Origin of the sequence: Pseudomonas sp. HMSC08G10 (genome assembly GCF_001808425.1) — a bacterium.
GTDB lineage: Bacteria > Pseudomonadota > Gammaproteobacteria > Pseudomonadales > Pseudomonadaceae > Aquipseudomonas > Aquipseudomonas guariconensis.
Genome location: NZ_KV793298.1, coordinates 159,706 through 185,325, shown reverse-complemented (window position 1 = coordinate 185,325; position 25,620 = coordinate 159,706). Strand labels below are relative to the sequence as shown.

Below are 25,620 nucleotides of genomic sequence, written 5' to 3'. Positions count from 1 at the left end.
TGATGCTGCCTTCGCCGGTGTCGTGGGCGAAGCGGCCCAGGCGCGCGCCCTTGTTCAAGGCGCCGATGGCATTGGCGCTGAGCGCGCCGAAGCTCATGGCCGAGATGTTGAAGATCGACGCCGAATACGGCTGTCGGCAGTGCGGGCCACCGATGTTGATGCGAAACGACGCCGGGTCGGGCGTCTGCACCGGTACCATCGAATGGCTGATGAATTCGAAGCCAGGCTTGTAGGCATCGTTGAGTGTGCCGAAGGCCTTCTCGGCGCTCTCGTTCTTGGCGCGGGCATAGACCAGTGAGCGCTGCGAGCGGGAGAACGGCAGCTTGTCGTCGTCGCCCTCGATCAGATACTGGCGTATCTCCGGGCGAATGGTCTCGATCAGATAACGGATGTTGCCCAGGATCGGGTAGTTGCGGCGCACGGCATGATGGCTCTGGCGCAGGTCATTGAGACCGATCAGGCTGAGCAGGGCAGTGAGCAGGGTGAGCGGCCAGAGCCAGCTGTGCTGGGCAAGAAATGGAATGCTGGCGAAGGTGAACAACAGGCAGGCGGCCAGGCAGGCGTAGCGGGTAGGGAGCGCGTCTTTCATGGGTCCATCGCTGACAGGATGACCCGCACTAGGATAGGCAAAGGCCGCGCGCGGAAAACCAGGGGATTCGGTAAAAGACTATTACCTACGCGCGGCTTGTGTTCAGTCGTGGGCGCGCGTCAGCGCTTGTCCTGCCTCAGGACCTGCACATCACCGGGCTCTGCCGTCTCGCGCAGGTATTCCTCCAGCGAGTCGTCCAGCGCCTGCAGCCAGCGAGTATGGTGCGGCACCGCAGCGGTACCGGTCATTACCGAACGGTAGGAGCGGTCCCGATAGCCCATGATGTCGTGCTTCTTGTCGTGCTTCCATTTGAGGAAGATGCGGTTGACTGCATCGATGTCGAAGCTTGGGTAATCGGTTTTTCCGATCAGGTGCTGAATGTAGCGCCCCTGGAATTCGTACATCGAGGCGGTGCTCTCCAAGGCTTCTTCCTCGGCACGCCAGCGCGCACTGTCGGCCTGCATGGCGGCTTGGTTCGGCAGTTGGATGCGGCCAAGCATCAGGTCACGGGCGAACCAGGCCTGGGCATCGAACAGGTTGAAGCTGTACCAGAGATCTTGCATGCCCAAATACAGCAACTGCGGGTTGGCCTCCCAGACCACGCCTTGATAGAGGCCCAGCGGCCACAGACGATTGTCGGTGCGCAAGGTCAGCTCGTCAGGCAGGAACGGGAAGTGATGCTGGTAGCCGGTACACAGGATGATCGCATCGACCCGCTTGCTGGAGCCGTCGGCGAAGTGCGCCACGTCGCCTTCGACCCGCTGTAGCTGCGGTCGCTCTTCCCACCCTTTGGGCCACTGGTAGCCCATCGGTTGGGTGCGATAGGCGCTGGTGATCGAGCGGGCACCGTACTTAAAGCACTGCGAGCCGATGTCCTCGGCCGAGTAGCTGCTGCCGACGATCAGCACGTCCTTGCCGGTGAACTCTAATGCATCGCGAAAATCGTGGGCATGCAGGATGCGTCCTGAAAAGCGCTCGAAGCCCGGGAACGACGGCACGTTCGGCGTGGAGAAGTGCCCGCTGGCCACCACCACGTAGTCGAACACCTGCTCGATGCCCTGACCCTGAGCGTAGTCATGGGCAGTGACAGTGAATGTGCGGCTCTGGTCATCGAAGCGCACGGCCTTGACCACGGTGTTGAAGCGAATGTACTGGCGCACACCGGCCTTCTTCACTCGGCCCTGGATGTAGTCCCACAGCACCTCGCGGGGAGGATACGAAGAAATCGGCCGACCGAAATGCTCGTCGAAGCTGTAGTCGGCGAACTCCAGGCACTCCTTCGGGCCGTTCGACCAAAGGTAGCGATACATGCTGCCGTGGACCGGTTCGCCATGCTGGTCCAGGCCAGTGCGCCAGGTGTAGTTCCACATGCCGCCCCAGTCGGCCTGTTTTTCGAAACAGACCACTTCGGGCATAGGCGCGCCCTTGGCATGGGCGGATTGGAAAGCACGCAGTTGCGCCAGGCCTGACGGGCCGGCGCCGATGATGGCAACGCGAATAGTCATGAGGATGTCCTGTAAACACGAAAAAAGGCAAAACCTCCCCAACCCCGAACGGCAACAGGCCTAGGGCTGTGGATGGGTGAAGACTTCAGGTGTCAGCAGGCAGGTGGAGGCACGGGGCGCTTGCGCTTGTGCGCCAGCAGCATGTCTCGAGGTGGAATCGACAGCGTGTGGAACAGCGTCGAGAGAGGAGAGCAGCCGAGGGTAGAGCGGACAACGGCAGGGAAGGGCCCGGTGGCCTTGCCAAGCAGAGCGGCAAGCGGGCCATGGGACCGATAGATACGTGTGATCTCGTGCATGGGGGCTTGTAGTGCCTCTTTTCTTTATGGATGCCTTTTTAGCTATAACGCATCGAGGGAAAGCATTTCAAGGTTTGTCATCGGCATGCGGCAGTAGCGCCTGGTTCTGCTGGGGCTGGCGCTCCCAGTTTTCACCGAACAGCTCCGCCGGATGCTGGGTCCGTTCAGAACCATTGCCACAGGCCAGCGCTTTTACCGGGCAATACAGGTCGCAGCCCCAGCAAATGCGCTCGGGGTGGCTGGGGTTGTGTGGGAATTTCTTGGCCATGGCGCATGCTCCGTTCTGGCCTGGGGATTTCAGGCTAAGGGAGATGCGGTGGGAGAGGTTGATGGGCGTCAATGGCGGAAATAAAAAAGGCCCACCGTGAAGGTGAGCCTTTTTTGATACTGCGTATGGTGCCGGCACCAGGAATCGAACCCGGGACCTACTGATTACAAGTCAGTTGCTCTACCAGCTGAGCTATACCGGCAATGGGGCGTCATTATAGCGATCGGTTGGCGCGTGTAAACCTATTCCTTCCAATAGGTTACGCCATTGCCGGGAAAGCAGAGTTTTCCTACCAGCCGCGGTGGATGCTGTTGACGCTGGGCTCGGCCTGGGCGGGGTTGAAGAACAGCTTGTCGTTGTCGCAGCCGCGCTTGCGGCAGGGTGTTTCGGCGCGCAGGGGCAGGCCTCTGTCACCGCCCAATTGCATGCCGGGCATGTCCCAGTCGAGGGACGAGGTCTTGGGAGAGTAGGGGTTGCTGGCGCAGCCGGCCAGGGCCAGGGCGCAGCACAGCAGGGCAAAGGGCTTGGTCTGGATCACGTTGTCGATGTCCGTTCTGGGTCAGTCGTTGTTCAGAATTCGCTGGATGGTGCCGCCGCAGGCCATGTAGCAGCTGTCGTAATCAGGCTGGCATTCGGAGCCTGCGGTGTTGAAAAACGGATAGTTGGGATAGGGGCAACTGTGTCGCGTGTTCTTGTTCGGCTTGCTGTCCTTGCAGTACTGGTAGGCCCTCAGTTCGGCCTGGTACAGGGCGCGCTGGCTGTTTTCTTCCAGGCGGGCCAGTTGTTTGCAGTGATTGCGTTGCATCGCGCAGTTATTGATGCAAGCGAGCCCATGTGGGCTGGGCGGTGGCGAATACCTATACGTGTAGGAGGGGCCGCAGCCGCCGAGCAGCAGGCTCGCCAGCACCAGGATGGCGAAGCGTTGGTATTGGGTGTCCACGGGTACAACGGTCCTTGATCATTCCTCGCTGAACTCCAGCAGGTCGCCCGGTTGGCAGTTCAGCGCGCGGCACAGCTTCTCGAGGGTCTCGATCTTGAAACCCTTGATCTTGCCGTTCTTCAGCAGTGACAGGTTCGCTTCCGTTATGCCGATGATTTCCGCCAGGTCCTTGGAACGGATCTTGTTCCTGGCCATGACGACGTCGAGGCGGATGATTATCGGCATAGGGGGCGGCTAGACATAACAGTTGTGTTCATCGCTGAGGGTCTTGGCGTCACGCATGAGCAGCGAGAAGGCGCAGAGCAGGATGCCTTTCATGATCTCGTAGACAGCCTCGGATGATACACCGATCGACACGACGAAGCTTCTCTCCCCGGCGGGCAGGTCGATCGCCAGGGCCAGGCCTTGGAGGGTATCGATCACTGGCCACAGCAGCGGAGCGCCGATGCACAGCAGCCCGACTCGCCAGAGCATGCGGATGTTGGCCAGGCTCCAGGTGTGCCCCTTGGACAAGCGCAAGAAGAACAAGCCTGTGAGTAGCAGGCTCAGCACCGAGAGCCCTGTCGGAATCATCTCCAGCGCCAGTACCAGACCCATGGCGAGCCTCGAGGGTTGGTAGCCGTCTTCCAGGAGCAGAGGCATGTTGATGCCATGGCCCTGCAGGTAGGCCGCGACTGTGTCGGGATAGTCGAAGACCCAGAGCAGCGGTGTGCCGAAAAGCTCGACTGCACCGGTGGCCCAGGCCAGAAAAGCGGCAAAGACGCCGATGATGCGCAAGCGCGAACGCGCGTAGGCCACTGATCTGCTGTCGTTCATGGGGTGCCTCCGTACTGTGATGAACGGGGCGGATTATTGGTGAAAAATTATCGTTAAACAATAATTAATTTCATTTTGTTTAAGCTGGCGACGCTTTGCCGCAGGGGAATCAGTCACTTGGTAGCGGCAGCGTTTTGTAGAGAATGAATAATATAATTTACGAACCTTTCAGCAGGCTTTACGGGGCTTTCTCCTGGGAATGCTTGCTTCAGCGCGAAATTTCGTTAGTCTCAGTCTATCATTTTGACTTATTCGATCAGCTAAGCTAATGTGCTGTTCATTATGTTGAACAGTAAAGCTTTCAAGCTACTCTCCACCTCCCGCCTGGTTTCCCGTGAGCGTCACTGGACCGGCGACCTCTAGCCCCTCCCTCGACCTGCAGCCTTAAACGTTGTGTCTCGTGCCGATGCCTGTGCGCTCGGCCGCTGTCGCCCATGGGAGGGCACCATGCGTTCCTGGATCTATTTGTTCGTCGCGATCACCGCAGAGGTGATCGGTACGGCGTCGATGAAACTCGCCGCCACACATTTCCCCGTCATGGGGCATGTCGTCATGTACGTCATGATCTGTCTGTCGTATTTCTTCCTGGCCCTTGCGGTAAAGCGTGTGCCGGTTGGCGTGGCTTATGCCTTGTGGGAAGGAATCGGTATCGTCCTGATCACCTTGGTCAGTGTGGTCTGGCTTGGTGAAAGCCTGGGTTGGACCAAGGCCCTGGGCCTGGCGGTGATGATCGCCGGCATCCTGCTGGTCAAGGCCGGTACCCGCAGCACGCCTGCTGTGCGCGAAGCGGAGGGCCTGCCATGCTGATCCCCTTTGCCTGGCTGGGTTTGGCCATCGTGTTGGAAGTACTGGCCAACCTTCTGCTCAAGTATTCAGACGGTTTCCGTCGCAAAGGCCTGGGTTTTGCCTCGATCCTGAGTGTACTGGCGGCGTTCACCGCGTTGGCCCAGGCCGTTCAGGACATCGAGCTGTCGCTCGCCTACGCCATCTGGGGCGGCTTTGGCATCCTGGCGACTGTGGCGATGGGTTGGGCGTTGTTTGGTCAGCGCCTGGCTGGCCGCGGATGGCTGGGCCTGGCTTTGCTCTTGGTAGGCATGAGCCTGCTGAAAATGGCCTGAAAATCATGCGATCGGCACGAGTCCGGCGCGTTTATGCACAAGCGGCATGCCAGCATTGCGCGAAAGGCATGCCACTTGACTTATCCGCTGGTCTTTGCGCAAAGGCCTGTTTTTACTGGTTTTGGCTCGCTGCCTGGAATAAGCGAATGCGCTGAAATAGCGGTTGGATCCCCATTTTCGTGATATTCATCACAAGCTTGTTCACAGAGTTATCCACAGGCTTTCAGCTGGACGGCACGTCTTCTTTGCGCTCTGCAATCAGCAACAGATTGCGAGGCGTGAGGGGGTAGTCGCAAAACACACCCATGCGCACGTCATAGCCGCGCTCGTGGAGAAACAGGGCCCTGTCCAGCACCAGCCACATTTCCAACGGGCGGCGAAACAGGTTGCGCAGCAGCTCCAGATTGCGCACCTGTGCCAGGCGTTGCCAGCCGGCGGCCTCCAGCGCCGCCCAGTCGGGCGCTTCATGGATCTGGACGTGCCGAAGCTCGGCCAGATCGCGGCAGTACTGTTCGAAGGGCTTGTCCAGCCAATTGGTCGGCAGCGAGGGTGTTGGCAAGTACTCGTCGATGGCCCGCTGCTGGCGTTGCAGCAGGTCAAAGCCCAAGCGGCGGGCCATCGAGATGTCACGCTGACGTCGGACACGGGCGCTGGAAGTCACCGCCTCGTTGAGCGGCAGGCCCAGGTCTTCTTGGTTCAACTGCAAGGCCGAGGCCTGGGCCGCCGAAGACATCGGCTGATACACCTTCCCCGGAATGCGGTTGTAGCAGCAGGGCGCGACGGCAATCTGCCGACAACCTTGCTGGCTGGCCAATTGCAGTAGCCGCACATGCAACTCCCCACACGCATGCAGGGCGACGGCGCTCTTGCTGCTGTCCAAGTGACGGTGGCTGTCTGGTGCCAGCACATCTTGGTGTACGTGAGTGGCCGGCAGGTGATGATGTTCGCTCAGGGCGCTTCCCGCAGTGACCAGTTCGACGTCGTACTCCAGGCAGGTCAGCCGTTGGCCGGGCTGCAGTAGGCGTCGGCCCAGGTGGCCTTTGCCTGAACACCAGTCCAGCCAGTGACCGGTGGGCTGGTGGAAGGCCAGGCGACGGGTGAAGGCTTCGATCTGTTGCCACTTGCGTCCCGGGACATTCACGTCCAAACGATGGCCGGCCGGGTGCAGGCCAGCATCGGGCAGCTCGCCCAGAGCGGACAACTGCGAGGCGCGAGTGGCCAGTTGTGCGAAGGGCGCTGGCGCCGGCAGCTGTTCGGGATTCTGCTGGACGGCTTCGGCTTGTTCCAGGGTGCGCTGGCGCAGCCAGATGGCGAGTTCAGGGTGCTGGGCCTCCCAGTCCAGATGCAGCTGAGTGAAGGGGCGCGGGCGCCATAGCTGCTGATGCTGGAGAAGGAAATGGTCGAGTGCCTGGAAGCGCTCGAGCAGGTGAGGGCCGTGAAGGTAGGGGATGGTTTGCATTCAAGCACCGCAGCGCTGTTGAAAGGGGAGCGCGTTGCGCTCCATCGCAGGCATCGCCAGCGCCTACAGGTTCAGACGATGCGGAGCCTGCGGTGGGCCGCAAGGCGGCCCCCAGGTTTTACAGTTTCAACGCCCCTGGCAGGCGTCCACGCGTAACCAGCGCTCGAGCACCTTGAAGCCCTGGACCAGTACGAAGGAGATGACCAGATAGAACACGCCTGCAGCAAAGAAGATCTCCACCGGCAGGTAGGTGCGGGCGATGATGGTCCGCGCCATACCGGTCAGCTCCAGCAAGGTGACGGTACTGGCCAAGGCACTGGCCTTGAGCATCAGGATCACTTCGTTGCTGTAGGCTGGCAGGCCGATGCGCGCGGCGCGCGGCAGCATGATGTAGAACATGGCCTTGCCCCTCGACATGCCCAGCGCCCGTGCCGCCTCGATTTCACCTTTCGGGATGGCCTGCAGTGCGCCACGCAGGATCTCGGCGATGTAGGCGGCGGTGTGTAGGGTCATGGTCAGCACGGTGCACCAGAACGGGTCGCGCAGGTACGGCCACAGCGCGCTGCTGCGCACCGCATCGAACTGGGCCAGGCCGTAGTACACCAGGAACAGCTGCACCAGCAGCGGTGTGCCGCGGAAGAAGAAGATGTAGCCGTAGGGCACTGCGCGTACATACCAATGGCGCGAGGAGCGGGCGATACCCAGTGGAATGGCCAGGATCAGCCCGGCGATAACAGCGATGGCGACCAGCTCCAGAGTCAGGGTCGCGCCCTGGGCCAGGCGTGGCAGCCACTTGATGATGACTTCCCAGTTCATTACTCGGCCCTCACGAAGCCGCGAGCGGCGCGTTTTTCCATGAAGTGCATACCGGTCATGGCAATGATGGTCAGGCTCAGGTAGATGCACGCGGCGACCGCATAGAAGGTGAACGGCTCTTTGGTCACGGTCACGCCGATCTGCGCATGACGCATGATTTCCTCGAGGCCGATCACCGACACCAGCGCCGTGTCTTTCATCAGGATCATGAACAGGTTGCCAAGTCCAGGCAGGGCGATGCGCCACATCTGCGGCAGGATGATCTTCGAGAGGATGCGGCCTTTGGACAGGCCCAGCGCCAGGCCCGCTTCGCGGTGCCCTTTAGGGATGGCCAGGATCGCGCCGCGGAAGACTTCCGTGGCGTAGGCGCCGAAGCACAGGCCCAGGGCGATCACGCCGGCGGCGAATGCGCTGAGCTCGAGGCCCGGCATGTTCAAGGCTTCGCCAAGGCTGTTCATCAGCCCGACGGTGCCGAAGTAGATGAGCAGTACCCAGAGCAGTTCGGGCACACCGCGCACCAACGTCGAATAGGTGCTGCCAAGCCATTGCAGCGGCTTGACTGGGGATGTCTTGGCCAGGGCGCCGAGCAGGCCCAGGACCAGCCCCAGCAGCAGGGCGCAGAGCGCCAGTTTTACGGTCATCAGGGTGCCGGCCATCATGGCCGGACCGAATCCGTGCAGGTCGATATTCATGGGCAGGTGCATTCAAGGGACCGGCGCCGCGCAAGGCGGCGCTGGTCTGGGTGAATCATTCGATGCTGAACGGGAAGTACTTGTCGTTGATTTTCTTGTACGTGCCGTCGGCCTTGATTTCGGCCAGGGCCTTGTTCAGCTTCTCGCGCAGCGGGTCGCCTTTGCGCACGGCAATGCCGATCTTGTCGCTGTCGACCACAGGCTCGCCCTTGAACTCGAAGTTCTGGCCGTCCTTGCTCTTGAGCCACTCGTACTGCACGTACTTGTCGGCCAGGATGCCGTCGATGCGGCCGGCGATCAGGTCCAGGTAGGCGTTTTCCTGGGTGTCGTAGAGTTTGACCTCGACGTCATCGCCGTAGTTGTCTTCCAGCCAGGTGCCGGACAGGGTCGCGCGCTGGGTGCCGATCACCTTGCCCTTAAGCGAAGCCTTGTCGGCCTTGAAGTCGACGTTCTTCGGGGCGATGAACTGCAGCTTGTTGGAGTAGTAGGGGTCGGTGAAGTCGACGGCCTGCTTGCGCTCGTCGGTGATCGACAGCGACGACACCAGGAAGTCGAACTTCTTGGCGTTCAGTGCAGGGATGATGCCGTCCCAGTCGGAGGTGACGACCGAGCACTCGACTTTCATCTTGGCGCACAGGGCGTCGCCGATGTCCTTGTCGAAGCCGACCACGTTGCCGCTGGCATCCTTGTTGTTGAACGGCGGGTAGGCCGCCTCGATACCCATGCGCAGTTTTTCCGCGGCCATGGCATTGGCCGAGAAGACCAGCGTGGCGGCAGCGGCCAGGAGGAATTTCTTATAGGTCTGCATGTGTTGCTCCGTTAGCGGTGGCTGGACATGAATTGCTTGCAACGCGCCGAGGTCGGGTTTTCGAACACCTGCTGCGGCGATCCCTGCTCTTCGACCAAGCCCTGGTGCAGGAAGACGATTTCACTGGACACCTGGCGGGCAAAGTTCATCTCGTGCGTCACCAGCAGCATGGTACGGCCTTCTTCGGCCAATGCGCGGATAACGTTAAGCACTTCTTGGACCATTTCCGGATCGAGCGCCGAGGTCGGCTCGTCGAACAGGATGACCTTGGGCTTCATGGCCAGGGTCCGGGCAATGGCCGCGCGTTGCTGCTGGCCACCGGAAAGCTGGGCGGGGTAGCTGTGGCGCTTGTCATGGATGCCGACTTTGGCCAGCAGTGCCTCGGCGGCCTCGATGGCCTCGGCCTTGCTCAGGCCCAGTACGCGACGTGGCGCCTCGATGATGTTGTCGAGGATCGACATGTGCGGCCACAGGTTGAAATTCTGGAAGACGAAGCCGATTTCGCTGCGCAGACGGTTGATCTGGCGATTGTCGGCGGCGATCAGGTCGCCGGTCTTGGTCGCCTTGAGCTTGAGCTCTTCACCGGCGACGAGGATCTGCCCCTGGTGGGGATTCTCCAGCAGGTTGATGCAGCGCAGCAGGGTGGACTTGCCGGAACCGGACGACCCCAGGATCGAGATCACGTCACCGTCGCGTGCGGTCAGAGAAATGCCCTTGAGAATCTCCTGCTCGCCGTAGCGTTTGTGCAGGTTGCGGATTTCCAGCGCGGGCGTGGCCTGGGCCATGTGCGGTCCTCATGTGTTCGGGTGCGTTCCCAGCTGTTGGCGGCCTTCCTGGCGAGCGCCAAGCTAGCATAGCGGCGTAATGGCGGCCAACCAGGTCGCAAGTGGCTCGGGTCGCTGGCGGGATACTTTGTCGCATCGTTGCAGCGGACTGTCGCGAGGATGTCCGCGCGCACGTCCCCAGCACCGGAGCCTTGATGAAAAAAGGCGCGATGGTGCCAGCTTTGGACGTGCCTGGGAAGCCGTTTTTGGCCGGGTAGCACTTTGCGCGTGAGTGTGCGGGGCTTGGGTTGCTCCTTAGGTTGCACTTTCTGTTGATCATTTTTTGTGCACGGGTGTTACCGTGGGGCACCTTTGGTGCATTTGTAAGTGGGTATTTCAGTAATCAGGGTTTGGCAAGAAAATTTGACGACCTTTCGGTCAAGGCATGGCCGAAAGGCCTGCGAGGCCCGGAGCGCTTGGCCATCAGCGAATTCTGACGAGCGTGATTCGCGGCTGGCCCGCTTATTGCCATACGTAAACCACCGAATGCAGCGACGCCTACACCAACCCCGGGCGCGCTTCGTTTCAGCATTTCGGGTGGTCCACTCCTTACAAAGGTAGTTTTATGAGCGGTAAGCACAATTCCAATGACCTCGCTCAGGGGCTCAAGCAACGGCATGTCACCATGCTGTCCATCGCAGGCGTAATCGGCGCCGGTCTGTTCGTTGGCTCCGGCCACGCCATCGCTGCGGCAGGTCCTGCCGTCCTGCTCGCCTACGCTGCGGCGGGCACCCTAGTGGTGCTGGTGATGCGCATGCTCGGCGAGATGGCCATCGCCTCACCGGATACCGGTTCCTTCTCCACGTATGCCGACCGCTCCATCGGGCGCTGGGCAGGCTTTACCATCGGTTGGCTGTATTGGTGGTTCTGGGTCCTGGTGATCCCGCTGGAGGCCAATGCCGCGGCGGCCATCCTGCATGCCTGGTTCCCCGCTGTGGACCTCTGGGCCTTCTCGCTCATCATTACGCTGGCGCTGACCCTGACCAACCTGTGCAGCGTGAAGAACTACGGTGAGTTCGAGTTCTGGTTCGCCCTGCTCAAGGTACTGGCCATCATCGGCTTCATCGTCGTTGGCTGCGTGGCCATGTTCGGCCTGGTGCCCAATAGCCAGGTCAGTGGTGTCAGCCATCTATTCGATACCCAGGGCTTCATGCCCAACGGTCTGGGCGCGGTGCTGGCCGCCATGCTGACCACCATGTTCTCGTTCATGGGGACCGAGATCGTCACCATCGCCGCCGCCGAATCGAAAGACCCGGGCAAGCAGATCAGCCGCGCCACCAACTCGGTGATCTGGCGTATCTGCCTGTTCTACCTGGTGTCGATCTTCCTGGTCGTGGCCCTGGTGCCATGGAACGATCCGGCCCTGGCCGAGACCGGTTCCTACCAGACCGTCCTGAGCCGCATCGGCGTGCCGAACGCCAAGCTGATCGTCGACATCGTCGTGCTGATCGCCGTGACCAGCTGCCTGAACTCGGCGCTGTACACCTCTTCGCGCATGCTGTTCTCCCTGAGCAAGCGCGGCGATGCGCCGGCCATGGCGCAGCGCACCACCAAGGCGGGCACTCCGCACTGGGCGGTCTTGCTGTCCACTGCGGCGGCGTTTCTGTGCGTGTTCGCCAACTTCGTGGCTCCGGCTGCGGTGTTCGAATTCCTGCTGGCCAGCTCCGGCGCCATCGCGCTGCTGGTGTACCTGGTGATTGCCGTGTCGCAATTGCGCATGCGCAGCCAGCGTGAAGCTCGTGGCGAGAAGATTGCCTTCAAGATGTGGCTGTTCCCGGGGCTGACCTGGGCCACCATCGCGTTCATCATTGCGATCCTGGTGGTGATGGCGTTGCGCGAAGACCATCGCGCCGAGATCATCGCCACCGCTTTGCTCAGCATTGGCGTGGTCGCTGCCGGCCTGCTGGTGCAGCGCAAACGCAAGGCCGAAGGCCAGGCAGCGGGCCAGGTGGCGCTGGATAACTGATCCGGGCTGTTGAACAAAAAAGGCCGTGTCCTGTGAAGGGCACGGCCTTTTTGTGTGTCTGTATCGGCGTTTTCGCAGGTAGACCCACTCCCACAGAAGCTTGTGGGGCGGGTTTGGGCTGCCGACGATCTTCAGCCGAACTGCTTCTGCTGTTGCTGCTGCTTGGCGACCGCTTCGGAGGCTGCCACATAGGCCTCCTGGAACTCGTCGCTCTCCAGCCAGGCCATGGTGGCGTCCTCGTCGGTGCCGTCGAGCCATTTGCGATAGGCAGTGAAGACCATGACGATGTAGTCGGTGGCGTGTTCTTCCTTGTGGCCCTTGAGCACCAGGGCCAGCAGTGGATCGACCAGGAACACCGAGATCATCGGCACCAGGCCGTTCTGCTGGGCTTCCTTCATCTTGTCGAACAGGCTGTTGTAGCTGCCCGAGTCCATGGCTTTGTTGAAGACCTGCTCGACGCTGGCGCTGTCGCCGGCGCTGGCCTTGACCGCCTGGCCGCTGCGCACCATGCGGTTCTGCTTGGCCTTGGTGGCGGCGCGCTTGGCGCGTTTTTGCTGCTTGGTGTTGGAGGCCATTGGGGCGAATCCTTGGGGGTGTCTGGAAAAATGCGCGTATTGAAGCGTAATTGCCGAAGAAACCCAAGGGGCCGGCTTGCGGCCCAAGGCTCAACTGACGAGCGAGGGAGGCTCATCCTCCTCGAACCCCCGCGAGGCCCGTCCGACCAGCAATGGATCCGGTGCATGGGCGATGCTATGGTCCTTGTCCGGGTAGTCCAACGAATGCAGAAAATGCCGGATGCAGTTGATCCGCGCACGCTTCTTGTCGTCGGACTTGATCACTGTCCACGGCGCGTCGGCGGTGTCGGTGTGGAAGAACATGGCTTCCTTGGCGGCGGTATAGTCGTCCCACTTGTCCAGCGACTTGATGTCGATGGGCGAGAGCTTCCAGTGCTTGAGTGGATCGTCCCGGCGCGAGATGAAGCGGCGCAGCTGCTCTTCGCGATTGACCGAGAACCAATACTTGAACAGCAGGATGCCGCTGTTGCACAGCATACGTTCAAGCTCCGGTGTCTGGCGCATGAACTCCAGGTACTGCAACGGGGTACAGAACTCCATCACCCGCTCGACGCCGGCGCGGTTGTACCAGGAGCGGTCGAAGAAGACCATTTCGCCCGCGGTCGGCAGGTGCTGGATATAGCGCTGGAAATACCATTGGCCCTTCTCCTGCTCGGAGGGCTTTTCCAGGGCGACGATCCTCGCCCCGCGTGGGTTCAGGTGTTCCATGAAGCGCTTGATGGTACCGCCTTTGCCCGCCGCGTCGCGGCCTTCGAACAGAATGACCACACGTTGGCCGGTTTCCTTGACCCAGCTCTGGACCTTGAGTAGCTCGATCTGCAGAGCGTGCTTGGCCTTCTCATAGTCCTGGCGGCGCAGGCGCGTGCGGTAGGGGTAACTGGCCGGCAGGCGCGCCGAGGTGCTGTCTTCATTGCTGCCGCGCCGCGCCGAGGCCACCTCCAGCGCAACCGGCTGTTGGCTGATGGCGCTGATGCTCGGCTCTGGGGTGGTCTTGGCGGCAGTCTGGCGTCTGCGAGGTGGTCGGTTGCGGGCGATTGGCGTGATGCTGGGCGTCGCATCGGCAGTGTCAGGGGGGAGGGGCGTGGCGTCGTCGCTCATGGCAGTCCTTTGGGGTGGGTTCGAATGTCCACCCGATAGGCTAGGGCGCGGCGAGCGATGGCTGTTTGATGTCGATCAACGTCGCGCACTTTGCGCTGTGCTGCCGTAACCCCATGGCTAGCTAGCCATGGGGTGCAGGGGTCTCAGGCTGCGGTCAGCGCGGGGATTTGCAGGCCGAGCTTGGCGGCGGCGTAGTCCATGTCGCCCTTGGAGATCGACTGCGCCTGGAAGCCGGCACCGATCAGGTCCTTGATGTACAGCTTGTTGTAGATGAAGCAGAACACCAGCGAGCTCAGGCCCATGGTGAGCATCTGCAGTACGAACTGGATCGCACCGAACTTCCAGTCGCCACGGAACAGCGCCGGGAAGAAACCGAAGAAAAAGGTGGTCCAGGAGAAACCGACCGGGGCTTCTTTCAGCGCGCCGGTTTTCGGGTTTTTGAACATGATCGATGTGTAGGCCATTTATCTCTCCTTGTATACCCGCTTTTCAATGCATGGGCGGGCTGACATGCAAATCCTTGTGCCGGTTGGCGTTCGTGGATCAGGGTTGTGCCGGTTGCGCATGGATCGGTTGCTGGCGCTGCGCGTTCTCGCCCAGTTCGTTGATGCAGTAATTGATGTAGTACGCGTTGAACAGGAACGTGTAGAAGGCGTTCATCGAGAAGTAAGGCTGCTGCTGGGCGTTGGCGTAGGTCATCAGCAGGCTGCGGGCATTGAACGCCCAGACGATGAACAATACGCCGCTGGCGATGCTCAGCAGGGCGCCGATGCCGACCAGGAAGGGTTCGGGGTTGTCGATGAACACTCCGCTCAGGCCCATGCAGACGCAGATCCAGATAATGTAGGTCTCGCTGCAGACCGTCTGCCCAGTGGCTTCGCGCAGGTGTTGGTTGGTCTTGTACAGCCAGATCAGCAAGTACAGGCCGCCGGTAGCCGCGCACAGCAGTACCAGATGCAGCGTCTTGCGATTGACCTTGTTCATGAGTTCGGCAGGGGATGTCATGGCGCTTCCGATTTTCGAGAGGAAAAAACGGGCTGAGGCATCGGCTGTCTGATGAGGCATTCCTTGCTCAACCATCGTCCTTGGGGTATGCGCTGCAAGGCGGGGGCAGCGCGGCGCGAATGATAGCACATGGCTATTTTGACGCCAGGCTTTCGTTGCAAAAGTCGCGGGCATTAAAAAACCCCAGGTAACTTGCGTTACCTGGGGTTTGGCACTTGGTGCCCAGAGACGGAGTCGAACCGCCGACACGAGGATTTTCAATCCTCTGCTCTACCGACTGAGCTATCTGGGCGACGGGGCGAATTAAAAAGGTTTTCAGACCTTCCGTCAACGACTTTTTTGAAAATTTTTTAAATTAATTCCGTCGCTTACGTTTTTTGGGGTCATTCGCTGGGCGGAACGTAGCCTTCGGCCTGAGCGTACTCCTCGCCAGCGAAGAACTTGTCCATCTCCGCCTGGAGGAATTTGCGATCCTCGGCGTTCATCATGTTCAAGCGCTTTTCGTTGATCAGCATGGTCTGGTGCTTCTGCCACTCATCCCAAGCCTTTTGCGAGATGTGATCGAAGATGTCCTGGCCTTTGGCGCCCGGGTAGGGAGGGCGTGGCAGGCCGGGGAGTTCTTCGTTGTACTTGCGGCACTTCACGGTGCGGGTCATCGGGACTCTCCTGCAATCAATTCATCGGCCGCGCGTTTGAGTAGCTTCTTGACCGGGGCGGCGAGGCCCAGGCGCGGCGGGGTGGCGAGGTTATACCAGAGCCAGTCGGGCTCAGTCACGGTCGTGCCCAGCGAGTCGACACGCACCAGCCACGGCTCGATGGCCAGCTGGAAATGGCTGAAGGTATGGGTCAGGCCATCCAGGGCTTGGCTGTCGGTCGCGCGCAGGCCGTGCTGGTAGGCCAGGTCGTCGAGCTGCTGCAGGTTGTCCAGCTCCGGCAAGCTCCACAGCCCGCCCCACAGGCCGCTCGAAGGGCGGCGATAGAGCAGAATGGCGCCCTCATGATTGGCCAGCAGCGGCATCAATGTGCGGCGCTGGGGCAGGGTCTTGCGTGGCTTGGGCTCGGGGTATCGGGTTTCTTCACCGAGCAAGTGGGCCTGGCAGCCGGCCTTGAGCGGGCAGATCAGGCAGCTGGGTTTGCTGCGGGTGCAGAGGGTCGCGCCCAGGTCCATCATCGCCTGGGTGTAGTGGTTGGCCCTGGCGTACGGCGTAAAGCGCTCGGCGTTGGCCCACAGCGCGTTGGCCACCTTGGGCTCGCCAGGATAGCCGGCCTGGGCGGTGTAGCGGGCCAGCACGCGCTTGACGTTGCCGTCGAGGATCGGCGCGCGAATGCCCATGCTGATGCTGGCGATGGCACCGGCAGTGGAGCGGCCGATGCCCGGCAACGCCGTTAGTTGCTCGACGCTGCGTGGAAACTCGCCGCCATGCTGCTCGACCACGATTTTCGCGGCCTTTTGCAGATTGCGCGCCCGGGTGTAGTAACCCAGGCCCGTCCACAGGTGCAGTACCTCGTCCTCCGGCGCCTCGGCCAGGGCCTGCACGGTCGGCAGGGCCTGCATGAAGCGATCGAAGTAGTTGAGCACCGTGCTCACCTGGGTCTGCTGCAACATGATTTCCGAGACCCACACCCGATAGGGCGTGATGCCTTGTTGCCAGGGCAGGTCATGACGGCCGTGCTGGTCGTACCACTGCAAAACGGCATTGGAGAACTGCTCGGGACTCATCGTTTGAACAGCCCCTTGAGTGCATCCTTGAGCTCTGGGCTGACCTTGTCGCCAAGCTTCTCGTCGAGTTTTTCTTGCAGGCGGTTGCCGGCCAGCTTGGCTGCGACCTTACCCAGGCCTTCCTGGTCCAGGCGGCAAGCCTTGGCGCCAAGTTCCAGCGGGCCACGGCAGCGCACCGGCACCTCGATACCGACATAGCGTTCGTTGACCTGGCAGGCCGGGTCCGGCATGGCGCGCTGGTCACCTTCGACGATCACGCCCAAGTTGTAGTCCATACCCAGTACGCGCAGGTCCACATCGCCGTGGCCGTTGACGGTCAGGCCTGGAATGCTTGCCTTCAGGTTCGGGTTGCTGGCGACGCCATTGCGCACCACCAGGCTGCCGCGCAGTTCCTGGAAGGGGGTGTCCTTGCCGCGCGGCTCGCCGCTCAAGGTCTTGCGGTTGAGGGTCGCGATGGCATGACACAGCTGCTGTTCGAGGTTGGCGTTGACCAGCACGCCATCGTTGAGGGTGAAGCTGGCATTGCCATTAAGGGTGTCGACCAGTGCTTTCTGACTGTTGCCGGTGGCGGTCAGGTCGCTGGACAGCGTCAGCAGGCCCTTGACCGGAGGCGCCTTGTCCGGGGTATCGGACTTGATGAAGTGTTCCACCGGCACGCGGTTGATCCGGGTCTTCATGCCGATCTGTGGCACGGCCGGGCGCACGTCGAGTGTTCCGTTGGTCTCGAAGCTGCCGTCGTACAGGCCCCCTCGGAGGGTCTCGAGGGTCAACAGGCCACCCTGGCCATTGGCCTTGAGCTGGGCATCGGTGATCGGCAGCTTGTCCAGAGTCAGGGTGCCGAACGACACGTCTGCCTGCAGATCGAGCTGGCGCAGGCGATCCACCGGCAGCAGCTTGTCACTGCTCCAGGCCACCTGAGTCGGCGCGTTGGGTAGCGGAGTCGTGCTTGGGCCGCTGACGGCGCTGGCTTCCTGCTGCTGGACCTCGGCCTGGCGCGCGGCGCTGGCGCCCTTGGCTTGTTCGCTCTTGGCCTGTAGGTAACGGTCGGCGTTGAACGTGTCGCCTTTAAGGCGCAGACGAAGGGCCTGCTTGGCGAAGTCGTCGATGGCGATGCGGCCGCTGAAGGTGCTCTCGTCGAGCTTCACGGCCAGGTCTTCCAGGGCCAGGCTGGTTGGATTGGCCTGCAGGCGGGTGACCAGTTCCAGCTTGCCGAACGCGGCCGGGTCGGCAGAGGCAGGCAGCGGATGGCCGATGCTGTCGAGGAAGGTGCGCAGGTCGAACTGAGCGATGGACAGGCCGCCGCTCAGTTGCGGGGTCTTGTCCAGGTCGCGCAGGTTCAGCTCGCCCAGGGCGCGCAGTTGGTTGGCGGAGAGCTTCAAGCCATTCCAGGAGGCCACGTTGGCGGCGAGGTCGACCAGTAGCTGGCCTTGGGCGGCGAAGGTCATGGTCTTGCCGGCCAGCGGTTCGCCAGAGGTCTCGCCTGACAGGCGCATGTCCTCGATGTTGTAGCGCTTGAGCTTGCGGTCGAAACGCAGTTCGCCCGTCAATTCGGTGCGTGCCTTGAGGCTCGGCTGGCCGACGGTGAGGAAGGCACTGGCCTTGAGCGGGATGTTCACGCCCTCATGGACTGGGCCGGTGCTCAGCTGGATACTTTGGGCGCTGAAGGTCTGGCCGGTCTTGGCATCGGTGTACTGCACCTGGGCGTTGTTGACCGTCAGGCTGTCGATGTCCAGCTTGACCATGCGCTCGCGGGAGTCTTCCTTGTTGGCCGGCGTATCGGCCGTGGCGGGGGCCTCGGTCGTGCTGGTCGACGGCGTGCCGGCAGGCTGCGGCAGTGATTTGCCGATGTCTTCCCAGTTGCCGTGGCCGTGTTCGTCACGGTTCAAGATCAGGTTCAGGCCCTCGACGCGCACATCGCTCATCTGCACCTCGCGGCGCAGCAGCGGCAGTACACGGACCGACAAACCCAGCATCTGCAGGTCGGCGAACGGCTCCTTGGGCTTGTTCAGCGTGGCGATGCTGGCCTCGTGCAGCTCCAGGCCCAGCCAGGGGAACAGGCTCCAGCCGATATCGCCATTGAGCGTCAGCTCGATGTGGGCCTTGTCGCGGGCCAACTGGCGAATCTCGTCTTTATAGTCGTTGGGATCGAAGAGGTGGGTCAGGGCGAAGCCCAGCGCCACGATGATCAGCAGCAACCCGAGAAGCCCCAGCCCCAGGATTTTGCCGAACGCTTTCATGGGCGAGTCCTTGTAGTCCGTTTTTGAAATTCAAGCCTGGGAGTATAGCGCCGTGGGTAGGACCTAGGCGTAATCAATAGTGGCGGACGGCACGGCCAGGGCAGTCCCTGTCGGCAGGGCTTGTCCCGCGAGCGAGCGCCCTGTCGCTTCAAACAGCAGAAATTACACATATGCGACATTGCCATATGTCATCCGCGTTCCAAGCGGGCGCGATCTGGGCCTATAATGGCAGCCTTTTCGCCCAATGATTTTGCGGAGCTGGTGATGGTCGAACGTAAGGCTTCCGTCGAGCGCAATACCCTGGAAACCCAGGTAAAAGCCTCGATCAACCTCGATGGCAGTGGCAAGGCCCGATTCGATATCGGTGTGCCTTTCCTCGAACACATGCTCGACCAGATCGCCCGGCATGGGCTGATCGATCTGGACATCGAGTGCAAGGGTGACCTGCATATCGACGACCACCATACCGTCGAAGACGTCGGCATCACCCTCGGCCAGGCGTTCGCCCAGGCCATCGGTGACAAGAAGGGCATCCGTCGCTACGGTCATTCGTACGTACCGCTGGACGAAGCGCTTTCGCGTGTGGTCATCGACTTCTCCGGCCGTCCAGGCCTGCAGATGCACGTGCCATACACCCGCGCCAGCGTGGGCGGCTTCGATGTCGACCTGTTCCAGGAGTTCTTCCAGGGCTTCGTCAACCACGCCCTGGTGACCCTGCACATCGACAACCTGCGTGGTCACAACACCCACCACCAGATCGAAACCGTGTTCAAAGCCTTTGGCCGCGCGCTGCGCATGGCCGTCGAGCAGGACGAGCGCATGGCCGGGCAGATGCCTTCCACCAAGGGATGCCTGTGATGCAGACCGTCGCCGTAATCGACTATGGCATGGGCAACTTGCACTCGGTGGCCAAGGCCCTGGAGCACGTGGGGGCTGGCAAGGTGCTGGTCACCAGCGACGCGGCCGTGATCCGCGAGGCCGATCGTGTGGTGTTCCCAGGCGTTGGCGCGATCCGCGACTGCATGGCCGAGATCCGTCGCCTGGGCTTCGACAGCCTGGTGCGTGAAGTCAGCCAGGACCGTCCGTTCCTCGGTATCTGCGTGGGCATGCAGGCCCTGCTGGACCACAGCGAGGAAAACGACGGCGTCGACTGCATCGGCCTGTTCCCCGGTCAGGTGCGTTTCTTCGGCAAAGACCTGCAGGAAGACGGCGAGCACCTGAAGGTGCCCCACATGGGCTGGAACGAAGTCAGCCAGACCATCGACCATCCCCTGTGGCATGACATTCCCGACCGCGCGCGCTTCTATTTCGTGCACAGCTACTACATCAATGCCGGCAAGCCTGGGCAGGTTGCAGGCCGAGGCCACTACGGCGTCGATTTCGCCGCGGCCCTGGCCGAGGGCTCGCGCTTCGCCGTGCAGTTCCACCCCGAGAAGAGCCATACCCATGGCCTGCAACTGCTGCAGAACTTCGTCAGCTGGGATGGACGCTGGTAAATGAGCAAATCGCGGACCAAGGCCCCGATCATCACCCTGGCGCCCGAGCAGGAGCGCCAGGCGCTCGACACCTTGAAGCGCTTTCTCGAAGATCGCTTCGAGCTGACGCTTGGGTCGTTCGAGGTGGCCGAGGTCCTCGATTTGTTCAGCAAGGAAATTGCACCCCACTACTACAACAGGGCGATTGCCGATGTTCAGCTGCACCTCAAGGAGCGGTTCGAGAGCATCGAGAGCGACCTGTGGGCACTCGAGAAGCCCTGAATTTCATTGATTAGACAGGTTCCCAAGATGCTGATTATTCCCGCTATCGATCTGAAGGACGGTGCCTGCGTGCGTCTGCGCCAGGGCCGCATGGAAGACTCCACCGTATTTTCCGACGACCCGGTGAGCATGGCCGCCAAATGGGTCGAGGGTGGCTGCCGTCGCCTGCATCTGGTCGACCTCAATGGCGCCTTCGAAGGCCAGCCGGTCAACGGCGAAGTGGTCACTGCCATCGCCAAGCGCTACCCGAACCTGCCGATCCAGATCGGCGGCGGCATCCGCTCGTTGGAAACCATCGAGCACTACGTCAAGGCCGGCGTGAGCTACGTCATCATCGGCACCAAGGCGGTCAAGCAGCCTGAATTCGTCGCCGAGGCGTGCAAGGCGTTCCCAGGCAAGGTCATCGTTGGCCTGGATGCCAAGGACGGCTTCGTCGCCACCGACGGCTGGGCCGAGGTCAGCTCGGTGCAGGTCATCGACCTGGCCAAGCGCTTCGAGGCCGATGGTGTCTCGGCGATCGTCTACACCGACATCGCCAAGGACGGCATGATGCAGGGCTGCAACGTGCCCTTCACCAAAGCCCTGGCCGAAGCCACCTCGATTCCGGTGATCGCGTCCGGCGGCATCCACAACCTGGGCGACATCAAGGCCCTGCTGGACGCCAAGACCCCGGGCATCATCGGTGCCATCACCGGCCGCGCCATCTATGAAGGCACCCTCGATGTCGCTGAGGCCCAGGCCTTCTGCGACAACTACCAAGGCTGAGGACAGAACATGGCACTGGCCAAGCGCATCATCCCTTGCCTGGACGTGGACAACGGCCGGGTGGTCAAGGGCGTCAAGTTCGAGAACATCCGCGATGCCGGCGACCCGGTGGAAATCGCGCGTCGCTACGACGAGCAGGGTGCTGACGAGATCACCTTCCTGGACATCACCGCCAGTGTCGATGGCCGTGACACCACCTTGCACACCGTCGAGCGCATGGCCAGCCAGGTGTTCATCCCGCTGACCGTGGGCGGTGGCGTGCGTACCGTGCAGGACATCCGCAACCTGCTCAACGCCGGCGCCGACAAGGTGTCGATCAACACCGCAGCAGTGTTCAACCCCGAGTTCGTGGGTGAGGCTGCCGAGCGTTTCGGTTCCCAGTGCATTGTCGTCGCCATCGACGCCAAGAAGGTCTCCGGCCCCGGCGAAGCGCCGCGTTGGGAGATCTTCACCCATGGCGGGCGCAAACCGACCGGTCTGGATGCAGTGGCCTGGGCCAAGAAGATGGAAGGGCTGGGTGCCGGTGAGATCCTGCTCACCAGCATGGACCAGGACGGCATGAAGAGCGGTTTCGACCTGGGCGTGACCCGTGCCATCAGCGATGCGGTGGGTATTCCGGTGATCGCCTCGGGCGGTGTCGGCAACCTGCAACACCTGGCTGACGGCATTCTGGAAGGCCATGCCAGTGCGGTGCTGGCGGCGAGCATCTTCCACTTCGGCGAGTACACCGTGCCGGAAGCCAAGGCCTACATGGCTGCGCGCGGGATCGTCGTTCGCTGAGTCACTGCCGGGAGGGCTTTGCCCTCCTGAAAAGACACAAGGCCGCTGTCACAGAGAGGGTGCAATACCTCCCCTGTGGCAGCGGCCTTGTGCCGTGACAGGGCCGCACAGCGGCCCCTGTCATTACCCGTGGTTCTTGCCCAGCAGCGCGTGATACAGCTCGCTGTCGCCGAGAATCCCCACCACCTTGTCGTTCTCCTGCAGCACCAGCTTGTTGCCGGTGTGATAGCGGATCTGCAAGGCCTCGCGCATGCCGATATTGGCATTGACCAAGGTCGGTTTGCGGCCCAGGGTTTCCACATCCTGTCCCGGTACCCAGTTCTGCAGGTCCAGGCCGTTCTGGCCTTGGCGGGCGCGTTTGATCGAGTTGCCTTCGCCCAGGTCCAGCCAGGAATCACCGCCTGGGTCCAGGCATACCGAGCCGTTGACCCGCTTGCAGTTGTCCAGGCTGCGCATCAGGCTGCGACCGCACAGCACGTTGAGCGGATTGGTGTGGGCCACGAAGGTGCGTACATAGTCGTCGGCTGGGTTCAGGACGATTTCTTCAGGCTTGCTGTACTGGATGATCCGGCCATCTTTCATGATGGCGATACGGCTGCCCAGTTTGAGCGCCTCGTCCAGGTCGTGGCTGACGAACACGATGGTCTTGCTCAGCTTGTTCTGCAGCTCCAGCAACTCGTCCTGCAGGCCCTGGCGGATCAGCGGGTCGAGGGCCGAGAAGGGTTCGTCCATCAGCAGGATGTCTGCGTCCATGGCCAGCGCCCGGGCCAGGCCCACGCGCTGCTGCATGCCGCCGGAGAGCTCGTCGGGCTTTTTGTTGCGCCATTGGGTCAGGCCCACCAGTTCAAGCTTCTCATCGACCAGCTTGCGCCGCTCTTTCTCGGGGCGGCCCTGCATTTCCAGGCCGAAGCTGATGTTCTCGCGCACGGTCAGCCAGGGCATCAGGGCGAACTTCTGGAACACCATGGCGATGCGCTTGGTGCGCATCATCTTCAGTTCCGCCGGGGTGCAGTGGGCGATGTCGATGTGCTTGCCTTCATGCTCGACGAACAGCTTGCCGCGGCTGACGGTGTTCAGGCCGTTGATGCAGCGCAGCAGGCTCGACTTGCCCGAGCCGGACAGGCCCATGAGCACGCAGATCTCGCCTTTGTTGATGTCCAGGTTGGCTTTCTCGACGCCGACCACAAGGCCGGTCTTCTTGAGGATCTGCTCGCGGGTCTGGCCTTGGTCCAGCAGCGCCAGCGCTTCGCGTGGCTTGTTGGAGAAGATGACGTCGACGTCTTCGAAACGAATGATGCTCATGACTCACCTCGTGCCGGCAGCTCCGGTTGCTTGCAGATACGGTCCAGCATGATCGCCAGCAGCACGATCGCCAGGCCCGCCTCGAAGCCCAGGGCGATATCGGCGGTGTTCAGTGCGTTGACCACAGGTTTGCCCAGGCCGTCAGCGCCCACCAGGGCGGCGATCACGACCATCGACAACGACAGCATGATGCATTGGGTAACACCCGCGGCAATGCTGGGCATTGCATGGGGCAGTTCGATGCGGGTCAGCAGCTGGCGGCGCGAGCAGCCAAAGGCCTTGCCGGCGTCGAGCAGTTCCTGGGGCACGTCGCAGATCCCCAGGTAGGTGAGGCGGATCGGCGCAGCGATGGCGAACACCACCGTGGAGATCAACCCTGGCACCACACCCAGGCCGAACAGGGTCAGTGTCGGGATCAGGTAAACGAAGGTAGGCACCGTCTGCATCAGGTCCAGGACGGGACGCATGGCGGTGTAGAACATCGGCTTGTGCGCAGCGACGATGCCCAGCGGTACGCCGATGGCCACGCACACCACGGTGGCGAAGGTGACCTGCGCCAGGGTCTCCATGGTTTCCTGCCAGTAGCCGAGGTTGAAGATCAGCAGGAAGGACAGCGCGACAAATGCCGTCAGCGCCCATTTGCGCTGGATCAGGTGTGCCAGGGCGGCGAACAAGGCGATGAGGATGTAGGGGTTGAACCAGGTCAGGGCGCTGGTGACCCCATGGATCATGAATTCCAGGCCCTGGGCGATGGCGTCGAAATAGTTGGCGCCGTTCTGGGTCAACCATTCGACGAATGAGGCGATGTACTGCCCCAGAGGTATTTTCTGATCGATAAGCATGATAGCGAGCTTCCACCTGCAAAGATTGAAATCAGTCCGGGGCGGGCGTTGGCCTGCCCCGAGGTAGTGCCAATTGCTACTGCATCCTTGTTGTTATTGCGTCAGTTTGGCCTTGGCCGCCTCCAGCCCGGGTTTGCCATCCACGGTCGTCACTCCGGCCAACCAGGTGTCGAGCACTTGCGGGTTGTTCTTCAGCCACGCCTTGGCGGCTGCATCGGGTTTCATCTTGTCGTCCAGGACGTTGCCCATCAGGGTGCTTTCCATGTCCAGGGTGAACGACAGGTTCTTCAGCAGTTGGCCGACGTTGCTGCATTCCTGCGTATAGCCCTTGCGGGTATTGGTCAGCACGGTTGCCTTGCCGAACTCGGGGCCGAAGAATTCGTCACCGCCGGACAGGTACTGCATCTTGAAGCGCTTGTTCATCGGGTGCGGTTCCCAGCCCAGGAACACCACCGCCTCGCCACGTTTCTGCGAGCGGTCCACCTGCGACAGCATGCCCGCTTCGCTGGACTGCACCAGCTTGAAGCCGGCGTCCTTCAGGCCAAAGGCGTTCTTGTCGATCATGCTCTGGATGGTGCGGTTGCCGTCGTTGCCCGGCTCGATGCCGTAGATCTTGCCGCCCAGTTCGTTCTTGAACTTGGGAATGTCGGCGAAGTCCTTAAGGCCCTTGTCATACAGTGCCTGGGGTACGGCCAGGGTGTACTTGGCGTTCTCCAGGTTGGCGCGCACGGTTTCGACCGTGCCGGCGTCACGGTACTGCTTGATGTCGTTCTCCATGGTCGGCATCCAGTTGCCGAGGAACACATCCAGGTCCTTGCCGGCAGCCAGCGACTTGTAAGTCACTGGTACCGAGATCATGGTGGTGTGAGTCTTGTAGCCCAGGGCTTCGAGTACAACGCTGGTGACGGCGGTGGTCACGGTGATGTCGGTCCAGCCGACGTCGGAGAACCGTACCGTCTGACACTGCTCGGGCTCCACGGCCTGAGCCAGCAGAGGTGTTGCGAGCATCGCGACCAGCAAGAGCGAGGGTGAACCTTTCATGGATGGACTCCTGTGATTTTTCTTCGGGTTTCCCGCGGGGGCGCCGAGCTTTCTCTAGGCTCCGGTCGACCAGGCCTGCAGAGGGCAGGATGCGAGGCCGTGCAATACGAGTCGCTTTCGATAATCCCCCAGCGTTCGGCAATCGCCTACTGGTGGGGTCGTAACCAGTACAGGACGGGTCGCATCCAGTAAGGGCAATGTCGCATATGGATTTTTCCACCCTCTACCCTGCGTTTTTACGTCACCGGACCCCTCGAAAGCGGCGCGTAAGGCGCCTGGAGCGGGCGGCGTTGCTGGACAAAAGTACGTCGGTTGCAGACGGCGGGTAGTGGGGCAAAAGCCCGATGATGCGTGCATTCGTGGCAACTCGCGGTATCAGCCTAGCAGTTGCGCAACCCGCC

30 protein-coding genes and 2 tRNA genes are annotated in these 25,620 nt (G+C 61.6%); 8 read left to right on the top strand and 24 right to left on the bottom strand.

All coding sequences use genetic code 11. The annotated features are described in order from the left end of the window. The 8 genes from HMPREF3173_RS24850 to HMPREF3173_RS06860 form a co-directional block, all read right to left on the bottom strand. Positions 1-589: glutamate synthase-related protein (locus tag HMPREF3173_RS24850; RefSeq protein ID WP_256544067.1), on the bottom strand; the 589-nt coding region annotated here is incomplete at its 3' end. A 119-nt stretch (positions 590-708) separates the two neighbouring features. Beyond that, a complete protein-coding gene (locus HMPREF3173_RS06890; RefSeq protein ID WP_070572003.1) occupies positions 709-2,094 on the bottom strand; it encodes a flavin-containing monooxygenase in 1,386 nt (461 codons plus the stop codon). 363 nt (positions 2,095-2,457) lie between these two features. Next, positions 2,458-2,658, bottom strand: coding sequence for a DUF3079 domain-containing protein (locus tag HMPREF3173_RS06885; protein ID WP_070572002.1), 201 nt, complete (start codon positions 2,656-2,658; stop codon positions 2,458-2,460). A gap of 126 nt (positions 2,659-2,784) precedes the next feature. Beyond that, positions 2,785-2,860 (bottom strand) — tRNA-Thr (locus HMPREF3173_RS06880). A gap of 87 nt (positions 2,861-2,947) precedes the next feature. Then, complete coding sequence (locus tag HMPREF3173_RS06875) at positions 2,948-3,196, bottom strand: hypothetical protein (protein WP_070572001.1); 249 nt, start codon at positions 3,194-3,196, stop codon at positions 2,948-2,950. Between the two features lie 21 nt (positions 3,197-3,217). Next, on the bottom strand, positions 3,218-3,598 hold the full coding sequence (locus HMPREF3173_RS06870) for a hypothetical protein (protein ID WP_070572000.1): 381 nt from the start codon (positions 3,596-3,598) through the stop codon (positions 3,218-3,220). An 18-nt stretch (positions 3,599-3,616) separates the two neighbouring features. Then, entirely contained in the window at positions 3,617-3,823 is a 207-nt protein-coding gene (locus tag HMPREF3173_RS06865; protein WP_043211003.1) for a helix-turn-helix domain-containing protein, read from the bottom strand. A gap of 9 nt (positions 3,824-3,832) precedes the next feature. After that, positions 3,833-4,414: a hypothetical protein gene (locus HMPREF3173_RS06860; protein WP_043211005.1), complete on the bottom strand. Its 582-nt coding sequence runs from the start codon at positions 4,412-4,414 to the stop codon at positions 3,833-3,835. A gap of 447 nt (positions 4,415-4,861) precedes the next feature. Between HMPREF3173_RS06860 and HMPREF3173_RS06855 the strand changes: the two genes are divergently transcribed. Both HMPREF3173_RS06855 and mdtI read left to right on the top strand, forming a co-directional pair. After that, a complete protein-coding gene (locus tag HMPREF3173_RS06855) occupies positions 4,862-5,221 on the top strand; it encodes a multidrug/spermidine efflux SMR transporter subunit MdtJ (protein WP_070571999.1) in 360 nt (119 codons plus the stop codon). Further along, positions 5,215-5,532 carry a multidrug/spermidine efflux SMR transporter subunit MdtI gene (gene mdtI / locus HMPREF3173_RS06850; protein WP_070090772.1) on the top strand — a complete coding sequence of 106 codons (318 nt, stop codon included), beginning with the start codon at positions 5,215-5,217 and terminating at the stop codon, positions 5,530-5,532. Before HMPREF3173_RS06855 ends, mdtI begins: the two co-directional genes overlap by 7 nt. 223 nt (positions 5,533-5,755) lie before the next feature. Here the strand turns inward: mdtI and HMPREF3173_RS06845 are convergent, their stop codons facing one another. From HMPREF3173_RS06845 to HMPREF3173_RS06825, 5 genes are all read right to left on the bottom strand, one after another. Continuing rightward, entirely contained in the window at positions 5,756-6,991 is a 1,236-nt protein-coding gene (locus HMPREF3173_RS06845; protein ID WP_371906663.1) for a methyltransferase, read from the bottom strand. A 126-nt stretch (positions 6,992-7,117) separates the two neighbouring features. Then, positions 7,118-7,807: an ABC transporter permease gene (locus HMPREF3173_RS06840; protein WP_043211013.1), complete on the bottom strand. Its 690-nt coding sequence runs from the start codon at positions 7,805-7,807 to the stop codon at positions 7,118-7,120. Next, the gene (locus HMPREF3173_RS06835) at positions 7,807-8,499 is read right to left on the bottom strand and encodes an ABC transporter permease (protein ID WP_043211015.1); all 693 of its coding nucleotides are present in this window, start codon (positions 8,497-8,499) and stop codon (positions 7,807-7,809) included. The genes HMPREF3173_RS06840 and HMPREF3173_RS06835 overlap by 1 nt, the downstream gene beginning before the upstream one ends. 55 nt (positions 8,500-8,554) lie before the next feature. Further along, positions 8,555-9,307, bottom strand: a complete 753-nt coding sequence (locus HMPREF3173_RS06830) for an ABC transporter substrate-binding protein (RefSeq protein WP_070571998.1) — start codon at positions 9,305-9,307, stop codon at positions 8,555-8,557. Between the two features lie 11 nt (positions 9,308-9,318). Then, positions 9,319-10,092, bottom strand: a complete 774-nt coding sequence (locus HMPREF3173_RS06825) for an ABC transporter ATP-binding protein (RefSeq protein WP_043211018.1) — start codon at positions 10,090-10,092, stop codon at positions 9,319-9,321. Between the two features lie 604 nt (positions 10,093-10,696). Here HMPREF3173_RS06825 and gabP point away from each other — a divergent pair. Next, the gene (gabP, locus tag HMPREF3173_RS06820) at positions 10,697-12,097 is read left to right on the top strand and encodes a GABA permease (RefSeq protein WP_070571997.1); all 1,401 of its coding nucleotides are present in this window, start codon (positions 10,697-10,699) and stop codon (positions 12,095-12,097) included. A gap of 131 nt (positions 12,098-12,228) precedes the next feature. Here gabP and HMPREF3173_RS06815 read toward each other — a convergent pair whose 3' ends face one another. From HMPREF3173_RS06815 to HMPREF3173_RS06780, 8 genes are all read right to left on the bottom strand, one after another. Continuing rightward, positions 12,229-12,672, bottom strand: a complete 444-nt coding sequence (locus HMPREF3173_RS06815; protein WP_070571996.1) for a hypothetical protein — start codon at positions 12,670-12,672, stop codon at positions 12,229-12,231. A gap of 90 nt (positions 12,673-12,762) precedes the next feature. Next, positions 12,763-13,770, bottom strand: coding sequence for a polyphosphate kinase 2 (ppk2, locus tag HMPREF3173_RS06810; RefSeq protein ID WP_070571995.1), 1,008 nt, complete (start codon positions 13,768-13,770; stop codon positions 12,763-12,765). A gap of 143 nt (positions 13,771-13,913) precedes the next feature. Further along, positions 13,914-14,234: a hypothetical protein gene (locus HMPREF3173_RS06805; protein WP_043211028.1), complete on the bottom strand. Its 321-nt coding sequence runs from the start codon at positions 14,232-14,234 to the stop codon at positions 13,914-13,916. A 79-nt stretch (positions 14,235-14,313) separates the two neighbouring features. After that, positions 14,314-14,775 carry a DUF4234 domain-containing protein gene (locus tag HMPREF3173_RS24535; protein WP_043211030.1) on the bottom strand — a complete coding sequence of 154 codons (462 nt, stop codon included), beginning with the start codon at positions 14,773-14,775 and terminating at the stop codon, positions 14,314-14,316. A 216-nt stretch (positions 14,776-14,991) separates the two neighbouring features. Beyond that, positions 14,992-15,067, bottom strand: a tRNA-Phe gene (locus HMPREF3173_RS06795). Positions 15,068-15,158: 91 nt separating this feature from the next. Beyond that, a complete protein-coding gene (locus HMPREF3173_RS06790) occupies positions 15,159-15,431 on the bottom strand; it encodes an oxidative damage protection protein (protein ID WP_043211032.1) in 273 nt (90 codons plus the stop codon). Then, on the bottom strand, positions 15,428-16,495 hold the full coding sequence (gene mutY / locus HMPREF3173_RS06785; protein WP_070571994.1) for an A/G-specific adenine glycosylase: 1,068 nt from the start codon (positions 16,493-16,495) through the stop codon (positions 15,428-15,430). The genes HMPREF3173_RS06790 and mutY overlap by 4 nt, the downstream gene beginning before the upstream one ends. Then, positions 16,492-18,732 (bottom strand): AsmA family protein, encoded by a 2,241-nt coding sequence (locus HMPREF3173_RS06780; RefSeq protein ID WP_070571993.1) that lies wholly within the window; start codon positions 18,730-18,732, stop codon positions 16,492-16,494. Before HMPREF3173_RS06780 ends, mutY begins: the two co-directional genes overlap by 4 nt. Before the next feature lie 264 nt (positions 18,733-18,996). On the opposite strand from HMPREF3173_RS06780, the gene hisB reads away from it, so the two are divergent. The 5 genes from hisB to hisF are packed head-to-tail and all read left to right on the top strand — an operon-like array spanning position 18,997 to position 22,034. Further along, positions 18,997-19,590, top strand: coding sequence for an imidazoleglycerol-phosphate dehydratase HisB (hisB, locus tag HMPREF3173_RS06775; RefSeq protein ID WP_043211130.1), 594 nt, complete (start codon positions 18,997-18,999; stop codon positions 19,588-19,590). Beyond that, positions 19,590-20,228 (top strand): imidazole glycerol phosphate synthase subunit HisH, encoded by a 639-nt coding sequence (gene hisH / locus HMPREF3173_RS06770; RefSeq protein WP_043211039.1) that lies wholly within the window; start codon positions 19,590-19,592, stop codon positions 20,226-20,228. Before hisB ends, hisH begins: the two co-directional genes overlap by 1 nt. Beyond that, entirely contained in the window at positions 20,229-20,489 is a 261-nt protein-coding gene (locus HMPREF3173_RS06765; RefSeq protein WP_043211041.1) for a DUF2164 domain-containing protein, read from the top strand. A gap of 27 nt (positions 20,490-20,516) precedes the next feature. Further along, the gene (gene hisA, locus HMPREF3173_RS06760) at positions 20,517-21,254 is read left to right on the top strand and encodes a 1-(5-phosphoribosyl)-5-[(5-phosphoribosylamino)methylideneamino]imidazole-4-carboxamide isomerase (RefSeq protein ID WP_043211043.1); all 738 of its coding nucleotides are present in this window, start codon (positions 20,517-20,519) and stop codon (positions 21,252-21,254) included. 9 nt (positions 21,255-21,263) lie between these two features. Then, positions 21,264-22,034, top strand: coding sequence for an imidazole glycerol phosphate synthase subunit HisF (hisF, locus tag HMPREF3173_RS06755; RefSeq protein WP_043211046.1), 771 nt, complete (start codon positions 21,264-21,266; stop codon positions 22,032-22,034). A 123-nt stretch (positions 22,035-22,157) separates the two neighbouring features. On the opposite strand, the gene choV is transcribed toward hisF, so the two are convergent. The 3 genes from choV to HMPREF3173_RS06740 all read right to left on the bottom strand — a co-directional run bounded on the left by choV (position 22,158) and on the right by HMPREF3173_RS06740 (position 25,219). After that, positions 22,158-23,336, bottom strand: coding sequence for a choline ABC transporter ATP-binding protein (choV, locus tag HMPREF3173_RS06750; protein WP_043211048.1), 1,179 nt, complete (start codon positions 23,334-23,336; stop codon positions 22,158-22,160). Continuing rightward, positions 23,333-24,181: a choline ABC transporter permease subunit gene (gene choW, locus HMPREF3173_RS06745; protein ID WP_177343688.1), complete on the bottom strand. Its 849-nt coding sequence runs from the start codon at positions 24,179-24,181 to the stop codon at positions 23,333-23,335. Before choW ends, choV begins: the two co-directional genes overlap by 4 nt. 90 nt (positions 24,182-24,271) lie before the next feature. After that, positions 24,272-25,219: a choline ABC transporter substrate-binding protein gene (locus HMPREF3173_RS06740; protein ID WP_043211054.1), complete on the bottom strand. Its 948-nt coding sequence runs from the start codon at positions 25,217-25,219 to the stop codon at positions 24,272-24,274. Between the last annotated feature and the right edge of the window lie 401 nt (positions 25,220-25,620).

Coding starts and splice junctions, on each gene's coding strand:
- HMPREF3173_RS06860 (WP_043211005.1), bottom strand. CDS start 4,414: ATGAACGACAGCAGATCAGTGGCCTACGCGCGTTCGCGCTTGCGCATC.
- hisF (WP_043211046.1), top strand. CDS start 21,264: ATGGCACTGGCCAAGCGCATCATCCCTTGCCTGGACGTGGACAACGGC.
- gabP (WP_070571997.1), top strand. CDS start 10,697: ATGAGCGGTAAGCACAATTCCAATGACCTCGCTCAGGGGCTCAAGCAA.
- HMPREF3173_RS06830 (WP_070571998.1), bottom strand. CDS start 9,307: ATGCAGACCTATAAGAAATTCCTCCTGGCCGCTGCCGCCACGCTGGTC.
- HMPREF3173_RS06825 (WP_043211018.1), bottom strand. CDS start 10,092: ATGGCCCAGGCCACGCCCGCGCTGGAAATCCGCAACCTGCACAAACGC.
- HMPREF3173_RS06885 (WP_070572002.1), bottom strand. CDS start 2,658: ATGGCCAAGAAATTCCCACACAACCCCAGCCACCCCGAGCGCATTTGC.
- hisB (WP_043211130.1), top strand. CDS start 18,997: ATGGTCGAACGTAAGGCTTCCGTCGAGCGCAATACCCTGGAAACCCAG.
- choV (WP_043211048.1), bottom strand. CDS start 23,336: ATGAGCATCATTCGTTTCGAAGACGTCGACGTCATCTTCTCCAACAAG.
- mdtI (WP_070090772.1), top strand. CDS start 5,215: ATGCTGATCCCCTTTGCCTGGCTGGGTTTGGCCATCGTGTTGGAAGTA.
- HMPREF3173_RS06815 (WP_070571996.1), bottom strand. CDS start 12,672: ATGGCCTCCAACACCAAGCAGCAAAAACGCGCCAAGCGCGCCGCCACC.
- HMPREF3173_RS06845 (WP_371906663.1), bottom strand. CDS start 6,991: ATGCAAACCATCCCCTACCTTCACGGCCCTCACCTGCTCGAGCGCTTC.
- hisH (WP_043211039.1), top strand. CDS start 19,590: ATGCAGACCGTCGCCGTAATCGACTATGGCATGGGCAACTTGCACTCG.
- HMPREF3173_RS06865 (WP_043211003.1), bottom strand. CDS start 3,823: ATGCCGATAATCATCCGCCTCGACGTCGTCATGGCCAGGAACAAGATC.
- HMPREF3173_RS24535 (WP_043211030.1), bottom strand. CDS start 14,775: ATGACATCCCCTGCCGAACTCATGAACAAGGTCAATCGCAAGACGCTG.
- HMPREF3173_RS06780 (WP_070571993.1), bottom strand. CDS start 18,732: ATGAAAGCGTTCGGCAAAATCCTGGGGCTGGGGCTTCTCGGGTTGCTG.
- HMPREF3173_RS06890 (WP_070572003.1), bottom strand. CDS start 2,094: ATGACTATTCGCGTTGCCATCATCGGCGCCGGCCCGTCAGGCCTGGCG.
- hisA (WP_043211043.1), top strand. CDS start 20,517: ATGCTGATTATTCCCGCTATCGATCTGAAGGACGGTGCCTGCGTGCGT.
- HMPREF3173_RS06835 (WP_043211015.1), bottom strand. CDS start 8,499: ATGAATATCGACCTGCACGGATTCGGTCCGGCCATGATGGCCGGCACC.
- mutY (WP_070571994.1), bottom strand. CDS start 16,495: ATGAGTCCCGAGCAGTTCTCCAATGCCGTTTTGCAGTGGTACGACCAG.
- ppk2 (WP_070571995.1), bottom strand. CDS start 13,770: ATGAGCGACGACGCCACGCCCCTCCCCCCTGACACTGCCGATGCGACG.
- HMPREF3173_RS06790 (WP_043211032.1), bottom strand. CDS start 15,431: ATGACCCGCACCGTGAAGTGCCGCAAGTACAACGAAGAACTCCCCGGC.
- HMPREF3173_RS06805 (WP_043211028.1), bottom strand. CDS start 14,234: ATGGCCTACACATCGATCATGTTCAAAAACCCGAAAACCGGCGCGCTG.
- HMPREF3173_RS06840 (WP_043211013.1), bottom strand. CDS start 7,807: ATGAACTGGGAAGTCATCATCAAGTGGCTGCCACGCCTGGCCCAGGGC.
- HMPREF3173_RS06855 (WP_070571999.1), top strand. CDS start 4,862: ATGCGTTCCTGGATCTATTTGTTCGTCGCGATCACCGCAGAGGTGATC.
- HMPREF3173_RS06740 (WP_043211054.1), bottom strand. CDS start 25,219: ATGAAAGGTTCACCCTCGCTCTTGCTGGTCGCGATGCTCGCAACACCT.
- HMPREF3173_RS06765 (WP_043211041.1), top strand. CDS start 20,229: ATGAGCAAATCGCGGACCAAGGCCCCGATCATCACCCTGGCGCCCGAG.